The following is a 12,593-nucleotide window of genomic DNA, read 5'->3' on the forward strand; positions in this document are numbered from 1 at the left end:
GGTGGCTACTTTAACGCACCCTATTCTCAAAGACTAGGGTATTTTTATGCAGTTATTGTTATATAAATTCAATGGTGTTATCATAAAAAACAGAAAGATGAGGGATGACGATGAGCCATTTGTTAACGATGAGTGAATTATCGGAACAAGAAATTTCAGAAATCCTAAAAGACGCAGAAGATTTCGCGAATGGAAAAGAGAGAAAAACGACAGAGCAAACATTTGTTGCGAACTTGTTCTTTGAGAATAGTACGAGGACGAGATTTAGCTTTGAAGTTGCTGAGAAGAGATTAGGACTTGAAGTATTAGACTTTTCCGCAGATGCATCTAGCGTACAAAAAGGAGAAACTTTATACGATACGATAAGAACACTAGAATCAATCGGAACAAAAGCGGTAGTCATCCGCCATGAGCAAGATCGTTACTTCGATGAATTAAAAGATCAGGTGAATATCCCAATCTTGAACGCTGGAGATGGATGTGGAAATCATCCAACGCAATGTCTACTCGATCTTCTAACAATTAAACAAGAGTTTGGAAGATTTGAAGGTTTGAAGATTGCAATAGTTGGGGATGTTCGTCATAGCCGAGTAGCACGTTCTAATGCAGAAGCATTAACGAAACTGGGCGCGACAATTTACTTTGCAAGCCCAGAAGAGTGGAAAGATGAAGAGAACACATTTGGAACGTACAAGAGTTTAGATGAACTTGTTCCAGAAGTGGATGTGATGATGTTACTTCGTGTACAACATGAGCGTCATGACCATTATGAAACAGACATTATGAAAGAGTATCACGAGCAACATGGGTTAACAGTTGAAAGAGAAAAACGTATGAAAGAAGGAAGCATTATTATGCATCCAGCCCCCGTAAACCGTGATGTTGAAATTGCGAGTGAACTTGTCGAGTGTGAACGCTCACGCATATTCAAGCAAATGGAAAACGGGGTCTACGTAAGAATGGCTGTACTAAAACGCGCATTACCAAATGTATTAGGAGGAATGAAACATGAATTATTTGTTTAAAAATGGTCGTTATATGAATGCAGAAGGAACAATCGTAGCAACAGATCTTCTCGTACAAGACGGTAAAATTGCGAAGGTAGCAGAAAATATTACGGCAGATAATGCTGAAGTAATCGATGTAAATGGAAAGTTAATCGCACCTGGATTAGTAGATGTACACGTTCATCTTCGTGAACCAGGTGGTGAACATAAAGAAACAATTGAAACAGGAACACTTGCAGCAGCAAAAGGTGGATTTACTACAATTTGCGCAATGCCAAACACACGCCCAGTACCAGATTGTAAAGAACATATGGAAGACCTGCAAAAGCGTATTAAAGAAAAAGCACATGTAAATGTATTACCATATGGAGCAATTACAGTACGTCAAGCAGGTTCTGAAATGACCGATTTTGAAACGTTAAAAGAACTTGGAGCGTTTGCTTTCACTGATGATGGCGTAGGCGTGCAAGATGCAAGCATGATGTTAGCTGCAATGAAGCGTGCATCGAAATTAAATATGGCAGTTGTTGCACACTGTGAAGAGAACACACTTATTAATAAAGGATGTGTACATGAAGGGAAGTTTTCTGAGAAACACGGATTAAACGGTATCCCATCAGTATGTGAATCCGTACATATTGCCCGGGACATCTTACTTGCGGAAGCTGCAAATTGTCACTACCACGTATGTCACGTAAGTACAAAAGGATCTGTACGTGTAATCCGTGACGCGAAACGTGCTGGAATTAAGGTGACAGCAGAAGTAACACCGCATCACTTAGTATTATGTGAAGATGATATCCCATCGGCTGATCCTAACTTTAAAATGAATCCACCGCTTCGAGGAAAAGAAGATCATGCAGCGTTAATTGAAGGACTATTAGATGGAACAATTGATATGATCGCAACTGACCATGCACCGCATACTGCAGAAGAGAAAGCGCAAGGGATTGAAAGAGCACCGTTCGGAATTACTGGTTTTGAAACAGCATTCCCACTTTTATATACAAACCTTGTGAAAAAAGGAATCATTACATTAGAGCAACTGATTCAATTCTTAACAGAAAAACCGGCTGACACATTCGGTTTAGAAGCAGGGCGCCTAACAGAAGGTAGAACAGCTGATATTACAATTATCGATTTAGAACAAGAAGAAGAAATTGATCCAACAACATTCTTATCAAAAGGAAAAAACACACCATTCGCAGGTTGGAAATGCCAAGGTTGGCCGGTTATGACAATCGTTGGTGGTAAGATCGCATGGCAAAAGGAGAGTGCATTAGTATGAAAAGACAACTTATCTTAGAAGATGGAACAGTATTAATTGGAAAAGGTTTCGGAGGAGAAATAGAAAAGTCAGGTGAGGTTGTATTTACAACTGGGATGACTGGATATCAAGAAACTTTATCTGATCCATCATACTGCGGTCAAATCGTAACATTTACGTATCCATTAATCGGAAACTACGGCATTAACCGTGATGATTTTGAATCAATTCACCCATCTGTAAATGGTTTAATCGTAAACGAAATTTGTGATCACCCATCAAACTTCCGTAATGAAATTTCGCTAAATGATTACTTGAAAGAAAGAAATATCCCAGGATTAGCAGGAATTGATACGAGAAAATTAACAAGAAAGATCCGTCAATATGGAACTTTACGCGGACGTCTTTGCAATATGGATGTGGATGTAGAGGACATCGTTAGCCAATTGAAAGCAACTGTCTTTACAGATCATGTGAAACGCGTATCAACAAAAGATCCATATCCAAGTCCAGGCCGTGGACACCGAGTTGTACTTGTAGACTTCGGAATGAAACATGGTATTTTACGAGAATTAAATAAGCGTGATTGTGATGTGATTGTTGTACCTTACAATACAACAGCAGAAGAAATTCTACGCCTTAGCCCAGATGGAATTATGTTAAGTAATGGACCTGGGGACCCAAAAGATGTACCAGAAGCAATTGAAATGTTAAAAGACATTATTGGTAAAGTTCCTTTATTCGGGATTTGCCTAGGACATCAATTGTTCGCGCTAGCATCTGGTGCAAATACAAGTAAGTTAAAATTCGGTCACCGTGGTTTAAATCATCCAGTAAAAAATCTTGCAACTGGAAAAGTAGCAATCACTTCTCAAAACCATGGTTACGCAGTAGAAGAAGAATCAGTTGGAAATACAGAACTTGAAATTACACATGTTGCTTTAAATGATGGAACAGTAGAAGGTCTTCGTCATACGAAGTTCCCAGCATTTACAGTGCAATACCATCCAGAAGCTTCTGCAGGACCAGAAGATGCAAATGATTTATTCGAAGATTTCTTAGCAATGATTGAAAACTTCAAGAAAGAAGGGGAAGAGTTATGCCAAAACGCCTAGACATTAACACAATTTTAGTAATCGGATCAGGACCAATTGTAATTGGGCAAGCAGCAGAGTTTGATTACTCTGGTACACAAGCTTGTCAATCTCTTAGAGAAGAAGGTTACAAAGTAATCCTTGTTAACTCTAACCCAGCAACAATTATGACAGATACTGCAACAGCAGATAAAGTATATATAGAACCATTAACATTAGAATTCGTAAGCCGTATCATTCGTAAAGAACGTCCAGATGCACTCCTACCAACATTAGGTGGTCAAACAGGCCTAAACATGGCTGTTGAACTTGCGAAATCAGGCATACTTGAAGAGTGCGGAGTTGAAATTTTAGGAACAAAATTATCAGCAATCGAGCAAGCCGAGGATCGTGATTTATTCCGTACATTAATGCAGGAATTAAATGAACCAATTCCATCTAGCACGATTATTCATACGCTGGAAGAAGCACATGAATTTGTAAAAGAAATTGGTTATCCAGTTATTGTTCGCCCAGCATTTACAATGGGGGGAACAGGTGGCGGAATCTGTAATAATGAAGAAGAACTAATTGAAATCGTATCAGGTGGATTAAAACATAGTCCCGTAACACAATGTTTATTAGAAAAGAGTATTGCCGGTTGTAAGGAAATTGAATATGAAGTAATGCGTGATTCGAATGATAACGCGATTGTAGTATGTAACATGGAAAATATCGATCCGGTTGGGGTTCACACAGGTGATTCTATCGTTGTAGCACCGAGCCAAACATTAAGTGACCGTGAGTATCAAATGTTACGAAACACTTCATTAAGAATTATTCGTGCATTAGGAATTGAAGGTGGATGTAACGTTCAGCTTGCACTTGATCCACATAGCTTCCAATACTATGTAATCGAAGTAAACCCGCGCGTGAGTCGTTCGTCTGCACTAGCATCTAAAGCAACTGGATATCCAATTGCGAAGCTAGCGGCGAAAATTGCAGTCGGTTTAACATTAGATGAAATTATAAACCCAGTAACACAAAAAACATACGCTTGCTTCGAGCCAGCATTAGACTATGTTGTTTCAAAAATTCCGCGTTGGCCATTTGATAAGTTTGAATCAGCAAACAGAACACTTGGTACACAAATGAAGGCAACTGGTGAAGTTATGTCAATCGGACGTAACTTAGAACAATCATTATTAAAAGCGATTCGTTCTTTAGAGCTTGGCGTTTATCACCTAGAGTTAGACCACTTAAAAGAGCTTGATAAAGAAACGATGAAAAAGCGTATTATAAAAGCTGATGACGAGCGTCTGTTCGTTGTAGCAGAAGCGATCCGTCAAGGTGTAACGAAAGAAGAAATCAACGAATGGTGTGAAATGGACTTCTTCTTCTTACAAAAAGTTGAAAATATCGTAAACATGGAACGCGAAGTAAAAGCGAATGTAGGAAATATGGAAGTGTTACAATCTGCTAAAGAAATGGGCTTCAGTGACCATTACATCGCCAATGCTTGGAACAAAACAGAGCGTGAAATTTACGATATGCGTAAAGAAAGCAATATGACTCCTGTTTATAAGATGGTAGATACTTGTGCGGCAGAGTTTGAATCTGCAACACCATACTACTACAGCACATATGGTGACGAGAATGAATCGATTGTAACAGATCGTAAGAGTGTAGTTGTACTAGGATCTGGTCCAATCCGTATTGGTCAAGGTGTTGAGTTTGATTATGCAACAGTTCACTCTGTATGGGCAATAAAAGAAGCTGGATATGAGGCAATCATTGTTAATAACAACCCAGAAACAGTTTCAACAGACTTCAGTATTTCTGACAAATTATACTTTGAACCATTAACAATCGAAGATGTAATGCACATTATCGATTTAGAAAAGCCAGAAGGTGTTATCGTCCAATTCGGTGGACAAACGGCAATTAACTTAGCGGCTAAATTAGAAGCACACGGTGTGAAAATCTTAGGAACATCACTTGAAGATTTAGACCGTGCAGAAGATCGTGATAAGTTTGAAGCAGCTTTAACAAAGCTTGGTATCCCGCAACCAGTTGGTAAAACAGCAACGACTGTAGAGCAAGCAGTAGCGATCGCTGACAAAATTGGTTACCCAGTATTAGTAAGACCATCTTACGTACTAGGTGGACGTGCGATGGAAATCGTATATCGTCAAGAAGAATTACTGCACTACATGAAAAATGCGGTTAAAGTTCACGCAGATCACCCAGTATTAATCGACCGTTATATGGTTGGTAAAGAAATTGAAGTAGATGCAATTTCAGACGGTGAGAATGTATTCATTCCAGGTATTATGGAACATATCGAACGCGCTGGAGTTCACTCTGGGGATTCAATTGGAGTATATCCACCACAGAGCTTATCTGAAAAACTAAAAGAACAAATTATTGAACATACAATTGGGCTTGGAAAAGGTTTAAACATTGTTGGATTACTAAACATTCAGTTTGTAGTATTCAAAGATGAAGTGTATGTAATTGAAGTAAATCCACGTGCGAGCCGTACAGTACCATTCTTAAGTAAAATTACAGGTGTACCGATGGCAAATATCGCAACGAAAGTTATTTTAGGTCAAAACCTTGTAGAACAAGGATATGGAACTGGCTATCACCCAGAAGAGAAGGAAGTGTATGTAAAAGCACCGGTATTCTCATTTGCGAAACTACGCTCAGTTGATACAACATTAGGGCCTGAAATGAAATCAACAGGGGAAGTAATGGGTAAAGATTTAACGCTTGAAAAAGCATTATATAAAGGACTTGTTGCTTCAGGAATTAACATTCCAACGCACGGATCAGTAATCATCACTGTAGCGGATAAAGATAAAGAAGAAGCGCTGGAAATTGCAAAACGCTTCCATGAAATCGGCTATAACTTATTAGCAACAGCAGGAACAGCACAATCGCTAACAGAACAAAACATTCCGGTGCAAGTTGTAAACAAAATTGATTCTGAAGACTACAACTTACTTGATATTATCCGTCAAGGGAAAGCACAGTTTGTAATCAATACATTAACAAAAGGAAAACAACCAGCGCGTGATGGTTTCCGCATTCGCCGTGAATCAGTAGAAAATGGTGTGGCTTGCTTAACATCACTTGATACAACGAGAGCAATCTTGAGAGTATTAGAATCTATGACATTCTCAGCTCATTCAATGAAAGAAATTACGCAAACGAAGCGTCACGAGGTGGTACATGCATGATGCAAAAGCAAAATATGATCGTCGTTAACCAAAAAGAAATCGCAAAAAATATTTACGAATTAGTGCTTCAAGGGGATTTAGTGCAGCAAATGAACGATCCAGGGCAGTTTGTACACATTAAGGTAGCAGAGGGCATTACACCCCTTCTGCGCCGCCCAATTAGTATTTGTAATGTCGATCAAGACAAGAACGAATTTACAATGCTATATCGTGCGGAAGGACAAGGGACAAAAACATTAGCGAAAAGAAAACAAGGTGAACTTGTAGATGTGTTAGGACCACTTGGTCATGGATTTCCTGTAGAAGAAGCGGAATCTGGACAAACGGCTCTATTAGTTGGTGGGGGAATTGGTGTACCACCACTATATGAATTGTCACAGCGTCTTGTAGCAAAAGGAGTACGCGTTATTCACATCTTAGGTTTCCAAACGAAAGATGTTGTCTTCTATGAAGAGAAATTCGCAGAACTTGGTGATACGTATGTTGCAACAGTTGATGGTACACATGGTACAAAAGGGTTTGTAACAGATGTAATCGATAGCTATGGAATTGACTTTGACATTCTCTACTCATGTGGACCTTTAGCGATGCTTCGTGCATTAGAAGGACGCTATAAGGAGAGAAAAGCCTACATTTCATTAGAAGAACGTATGGGCTGTGGTATCGGAGCATGTTTCGCATGTGTATGCCATTTGCAAGCAGATCCGAGTGGACATTCTTACAAGAAGGTGTGTAGCGACGGACCAGTATTTCCAATCGGGGAGGTTGTACTATGAACAGATTGCAAGTTGAATTACCAGGGTTATCATTAAAAAATCCAATCATCCCAGCATCTGGTTGCTTCGGATTTGGTCGTGAGTATGCACAGTTCTATGATTTAAGTGTACTTGGATCAATTATGATTAAAGCGACAACAGAACAACCTCGTTATGGAAATCCAACGCCTCGTGTTGCTGAAACACCAGGCGGAATGCTAAATGCAATCGGGCTTCAAAATCCTGGATTAGAAAAGGTAATGAATTCTGAATTACCTTTTCTCGAGCAATTTGATCTTCCGATTATTGCAAACGTTGCGGGTTCACAAGCTGAGGATTACGTAGCGGTTGCGAAGGCGATTTCAAAGGCACCTAATGTTCATGCGCTAGAATTAAATATTTCTTGTCCAAACGTAAAAACGGGTGGTATCGCTTTTGGTACAAATCCTGAAATTGCAGCTGATTTAACGAAGCGAGTAAAAGAGGTTTCTGAAGTACCGGTATATGTGAAATTGTCACCGAACGTGGCAAACATTGTGGAAATTGCAAAAGCAATTGAAAATGCGGGTGCGGACGGTTTAACGATGATTAATACATTGCTTGGTATGCGTCTAGATTTAAAAACTGCAAAACCAATTTTAGCAAACCGTACGGGCGGACTATCAGGGCCTGCGATTAAGCCAGTAGCAATTCGTATGGTACATGAAGTAAGTCAAGCTGTTAACATTCCGATCATCGGAATGGGTGGTATTGAAACAGCGGAAGATGTAATTGAATTCTTCTATGCTGGCGCAAGCGCGGTTGCAGTTGGAACGGCGAACTTTATCGATCCGTTCGTATGTCCGACAATTATTGAAGAATTACCAGCATTACTAGATGAATTAGGATTTGATCATATTTCGGAATGTCAAGGAAGGAGCTGGAAGCAAACATGTCACAGTCGTTAATCGTTGCACTAGATTTTCCAGGGAAACAAGAGGTAGAACAATTCTTACACCACTTTGAAGGGGAAGAGTTATTTGTCAAAGTTGGTATGGAGTTGTTTTACAAAGAAGGTCCTGCAATTATTACGTACTTAAAAGAAAAAGGACATAAAATCTTCCTAGATTTAAAACTTCATGATATTCCGAATACGGTAAAAAGCGCTATGCGTAGCCTAGCTAGTCTAGATGTAGATATGGTAAATGTTCATGCTGCTGGGGGAAGCAGCATGATGAAAGCTGCGATTGAGGGATTAGAGGAAGGTAAGCAAGAAGGAAAAGAGAGACCGATTTGTATTGCCGTTACACAATTAACAAGCACTTCGGAAGCTATGATGAAAAAAGAGATTGGCATTGAGAAAACGTTAGAAGAAGCGGTTGCTCATTATGCAAAATTAACGAAAGAAAGTGGACTTGATGGAGTTGTTTGTTCAACACTTGAAGTACCAAAATTACGTGAAGTATGCGGAAATGAATTTGTAACAGTAACACCGGGGATTCGTCTTGCAAGCGATGATGTAAATGACCAAGTGCGCGTAGCAACACCGAAACGTGCGAGGGAACTTGGTTCAAGCTACATCGTAGTTGGACGTAGTATTACAAAAGCAGAAAATCCGCTTGAAGCGTATAAAACAGTAAAACAACAGTGGGAAGGTGTAACAGTATGAAAAAAGAAATCGCATCGCATTTATTAGAAATTGGAGCAGTATTTTTACAACCGAATGACCCATTTACTTGGTCTTCTGGTATAAAATCACCAATTTATTGTGATAATCGCTTAACTTTATCTTATCCAAAAGTACGCCAAGCGATTGCAGCTGGATTAGAAGAGTTAATTAAAGAGCACTTCCCAACTGTAGAAGTTATTGCAGGAACAGCAACTGCTGGTATTGCGCATGCTGCATGGGTAAGCGATCGTATGGATTTACCAATGTGCTACGTGCGTAGTAAAGCAAAAGGTCACGGTAAAGGGAATCAAATCGAAGGAAAAGCTGAAAAAGGTCAAAAAGTAGTAGTAGTAGAAGACTTAATTTCAACTGGCGGTAGTGCAATTACATGTGTAGAAGCACTTCGCGAAGCTGGCTGTGAAGTATTAGGAATCGTATCAATCTTCACATACGAGCTTGAGTCAGGAAAAGAGAAACTAGAAGCAGCAAACGTAGCATCATATTCTTTAAGTGATTACAGTGCATTAACTGAAGTTGCAGTAGAAAAAGGTATGATCGGACAAGCTGAAACGAAAAAGTTACAAGAGTGGCGTAAAAATCCAGCAAATGAAGCTTGGATTACAGCGTAACACGAAAAAAGACGACCGCGGGGGAACGCGGTCGTCTTTTTTATATCATTGCTAAAATTTTATGTAAAGTTCCATCGATATCAAAGAAAATCATAGTACAATCTCCTCACTAATAACTACTTATTGTTTTCTGCAACTTCATATCCTCTCACAAACAATAGAGTCATATAAGAAATAATAAATGAGAAGATACTATACATACCGACCCAAAAGAAAAACTTTGGAGGGAAGGCGATAGCACCTACTATTAAAAAACTAGCAAACGTTACAATTGGCATTACATAGTACGTTCTCGTTCTACGTGTTCCAATAACAGAAACGATAAAGATAAGTAATGGACAAATTAATAAGACAAAAATCAATTCATTCATAGTTATGTCCCCTTTTCTAATTGAAGTAATCTGTTTCTCGTAAACGTTTTGAAATAAATACTCTTCTAATATAACTTCGCTAACATATACATAATCCCTTTTGAAAGGCAGTAATAAATGATTGATTTCACAATAAAAAACGTAAGCAAGAGAATACTCGCTTACGCTATAGAATAAACATCGCAACGATTGTGGTGACGATTAAGCCAATCACAACTGGTAAAAAATTTCGGCGTGCAAGTTCAAACGGATCTACTTTGCATATGGCAGCGGCAGGAATAAGCGCCCAAGGAATTAAAGTGCCACCGCCGGTCCAGATTGCTGCAATTTGCCCGAGTGCTGTTAATGTAGCGGTTCCATGCCCAAGTGCTGTTCCGAAAAGGTTTGCAATCGAACCAGCAAGTGATATACCGGAAAAACCAGATCCATCTAAGCCTGTTATGACACCAACAATAGTTAATGTTCCTGCCGATACATATTGATTTAAAGGTACAGTTTGGGATAAGGCGATTCCTAAGTCGTTAATGATTCCATGTGAACCTTTCGGTAAATAGTCTCCGACAATTTTTATAAAGCCGCTATCTCCTAAATAAAAGAGTGCAGCAATTGGGATAACTGGACCAAAGATTTTAAATCCAAATTGGAGCCCTTCTATAAAATAATCGGTCGTTTTATTCAGTCCATTACCTTTGTAGGCGATGAGAGAAATAATGATAATCATAATAACAGTCGTCCCGCCGATAAGTGCAGTTGCATCGCTTCCTTGTAGTTTAAATTGAATCATGCAAAGAATATCTATGGCATATACGATCGGAATACAAATAGCGAGCCATTTTTTTGTCTGAGGAGATAATGAAGTGAGCGTTTTAGAAGACTCAGTTGATGGAATAGATTCTTGTATAGATAAGCCTGTATGAAATTCTTTTCGTAAGAAGAAAAATGCGACGGAAGTTGTCACAATACCCATAACGATAACGAGGGGAACACTGGCTGAAACAACGCTGGAAACAGGAAGACCAGCAGCATCTGCAGTTAATTTCGGTGCACCTTGAATAACGAAGTCACCAGATAAGGCGATGCCGTGTCCGAATAAGTTCATAGCGATTGCGACTCCAATTGGCGGAAGGCCGACGCGTACAGCGACTGGTAATAAAATGGCCCCCATTAAGGCGACAGCTGGAGAAGGCCAAAAGAAAAAGGAAATTGTCATCATTAAAAGACCGATAATCCAGTAGGCATGTGCAGGTGTACGAATCATCTTTGTAAATGGTGAAATCATCGTATCATTTATGCCGGTATGAACGAGTAGATTGCTCATTGATACGATAATGGAGATGATTAATATAGTTGGTAATAGTTCGGTAATGGCGTAAATGAAACTTTGAAAGATACCACTAATGGCAAGAGGGATAGAACTTGTAGCGGTTAATGCTAATAAAAAGATAAAAACGATACAAATGATCGTCGTATCTTTTCTAAGAATAAAGAAGGTAATAATAGTGAGTAAACAAAGAACATAGAGAGCATGTAAAAGCGTTAATTCAACTCCCATAACATTCACATCCTTTAGGCATTCGTGTAGTTTATTGTATGAAAGCAGTGAAAGTATGTGAGTATAGGAAAAAGTAAAATTTCATGTACTGTAATGGTAAGAACAAGAAATGGATGTTACAATACAATTAATCCTAAAAATGGAATTTAAGGAGGGGCTATGCACAAAAAAATTGGATTTTGGGGATTCATCATATCTTGCAGTCTATTAATCATTTTAAGTCAATTTACAAACAATGAATGGGTAAGTATCATACCTGTTTTCGGGTTTGTTTTTGTACTGTTATATAACTGGGATGATATGAAACAATATAGCAAGAAAAGTATTGGAATTATGATAGGTATCACTGTTGTTTGCTCATTTTTCATAGGGTTTATTTTAATAGAAGGGCAGAAACAGATGGAGAAAATGTCTATTTTTCAAGAATGGATGTCTTCTGCAAAAGGTCTTTATATTGTACTTGTAGTTGTTATTTTTCTAAGAATTGTTATAAGCATAGCAAGTTACATATTAAAGGCGAAGTAGAATGGGGAGTACGAATGAGAGAGAAAATAGGGTATTATGGTGTGCTCGTTTGTTTACTATTATCAGTTATTTCAGGGCGATTTCTTAAAAGTGAATGGGTACCAGTTATATTATGTATAGGAGTATTGATTTTTGCTCCTATGTATCGCTGGGATGAATGGAAAGCATATAGTCGAAAAAAGAAAATTGTTTTCAGCATCGAGTTTGTCATTATAATTAGCACGATTCCGTTTTTGTTATTGAAAGGAAATGAGATAATAGATGGAATTGTAATGTTTCAAGGGTGGTTATTTATTGCGAAATTGCTATATTTAATATGCATTTTAATATCGGTAGCGGTAGTCGCTAAAAAAGTAAACGAAAAGTTATTCGTTAATGAATAAAAGAAAATGCCACCTTATTCGGTGGCATTTTTTTACTTTACTGAATGAGCTTTTTGCATCTTTTTAATTAAACGAATTTGTCCGCGATGGTTGATCTCATCTTCAAATACGTGAAACCACTTAAAGTAGTTATGAAAA

The 12,593-nt window shown here is 38.5% G+C and carries 12 protein-coding genes; 10 read left to right on the forward strand and 2 right to left on the reverse strand.

Annotation, left to right across the window (positions count from 1 at the left end; genetic code table 11):
• Positions 1–110: 110 nt before the first annotated feature.
• From pyrB to pyrE, 8 genes are read left to right on the forward strand one after another with little or no spacing between them, the layout of a single operon-like run.
• Positions 111–1,025: an aspartate carbamoyltransferase gene (pyrB, locus tag B5P42_RS25150; protein WP_002128846.1), complete on the forward strand. Its 915-nt coding sequence runs from the start codon at positions 111–113 to the stop codon at positions 1,023–1,025.
• On the forward strand, positions 1,009–2,295 hold the full coding sequence (gene pyrC / locus B5P42_RS25155) for a dihydroorotase (RefSeq protein ID WP_002088243.1): 1,287 nt from the start codon (positions 1,009–1,011) through the stop codon (positions 2,293–2,295). The genes pyrB and pyrC overlap by 17 nt, the downstream gene beginning before the upstream one ends.
• Positions 2,292–3,389 carry a carbamoyl phosphate synthase small subunit gene (locus B5P42_RS25160; protein ID WP_002121861.1) on the forward strand — a complete coding sequence of 366 codons (1,098 nt, stop codon included), beginning with the start codon at positions 2,292–2,294 and terminating at the stop codon, positions 3,387–3,389. The genes pyrC and B5P42_RS25160 overlap by 4 nt, the downstream gene beginning before the upstream one ends.
• Positions 3,374–6,592, forward strand: a complete 3,219-nt coding sequence (gene carB / locus B5P42_RS25165; RefSeq protein ID WP_002165154.1) for a carbamoyl-phosphate synthase large subunit — start codon at positions 3,374–3,376, stop codon at positions 6,590–6,592. The genes B5P42_RS25160 and carB overlap by 16 nt, the downstream gene beginning before the upstream one ends.
• Positions 6,589–7,368 carry a dihydroorotate oxidase B electron transfer subunit gene (gene pyrK / locus B5P42_RS25170; RefSeq protein ID WP_002088239.1) on the forward strand — a complete coding sequence of 260 codons (780 nt, stop codon included), beginning with the start codon at positions 6,589–6,591 and terminating at the stop codon, positions 7,366–7,368. The genes carB and pyrK overlap by 4 nt, the downstream gene beginning before the upstream one ends.
• On the forward strand, positions 7,365–8,294 hold the full coding sequence (pyrD, locus tag B5P42_RS25175; RefSeq protein WP_002088238.1) for a dihydroorotate oxidase B catalytic subunit: 930 nt from the start codon (positions 7,365–7,367) through the stop codon (positions 8,292–8,294). The genes pyrK and pyrD overlap by 4 nt, the downstream gene beginning before the upstream one ends.
• Positions 8,279–8,995 carry an orotidine-5'-phosphate decarboxylase gene (gene pyrF / locus B5P42_RS25180; RefSeq protein ID WP_000083510.1) on the forward strand — a complete coding sequence of 239 codons (717 nt, stop codon included), beginning with the start codon at positions 8,279–8,281 and terminating at the stop codon, positions 8,993–8,995. Before pyrD ends, pyrF begins: the two co-directional genes overlap by 16 nt.
• Positions 8,992–9,624 (forward strand): orotate phosphoribosyltransferase, encoded by a 633-nt coding sequence (gene pyrE, locus B5P42_RS25185; RefSeq protein ID WP_113735495.1) that lies wholly within the window; start codon positions 8,992–8,994, stop codon positions 9,622–9,624. The genes pyrF and pyrE overlap by 4 nt, the downstream gene beginning before the upstream one ends.
• Before the next feature lie 116 nt (positions 9,625–9,740).
• On the opposite strand, the gene B5P42_RS25190 is transcribed toward pyrE, so the two are convergent.
• Both B5P42_RS25190 and B5P42_RS25195 read right to left on the reverse strand, forming a co-directional pair.
• Positions 9,741–9,995, reverse strand: coding sequence for a YbeF family protein (locus tag B5P42_RS25190; protein WP_002033769.1), 255 nt, complete (start codon positions 9,993–9,995; stop codon positions 9,741–9,743).
• A 166-nt stretch (positions 9,996–10,161) separates the two neighbouring features.
• Positions 10,162–11,547, reverse strand: a complete 1,386-nt coding sequence (locus B5P42_RS25195; protein ID WP_113735496.1) for a hypothetical protein — start codon at positions 11,545–11,547, stop codon at positions 10,162–10,164.
• Between the two features lie 159 nt (positions 11,548–11,706).
• Between B5P42_RS25195 and B5P42_RS25200 the strand changes: the two genes are divergently transcribed.
• Together B5P42_RS25200 and B5P42_RS25205 are read left to right on the forward strand one after the other, a co-directional pair.
• On the forward strand, positions 11,707–12,072 hold the full coding sequence (locus B5P42_RS25200; protein WP_113735497.1) for a YoqO family protein: 366 nt from the start codon (positions 11,707–11,709) through the stop codon (positions 12,070–12,072).
• 14 nt (positions 12,073–12,086) lie between these two features.
• The gene (locus tag B5P42_RS25205) at positions 12,087–12,455 is read left to right on the forward strand and encodes a YoqO family protein (RefSeq protein ID WP_113735498.1); all 369 of its coding nucleotides are present in this window, start codon (positions 12,087–12,089) and stop codon (positions 12,453–12,455) included.
• The last annotated feature ends 138 nt before the right edge of the window (positions 12,456–12,593 follow it).

The sequence above is a fragment of the Bacillus sp. SRB_331 genome (assembly GCF_003264175.1).
Taxonomy (GTDB): Bacteria; Bacillota; Bacilli; order Bacillales; family Bacillaceae_G; genus Bacillus_A; species Bacillus_A mycoides.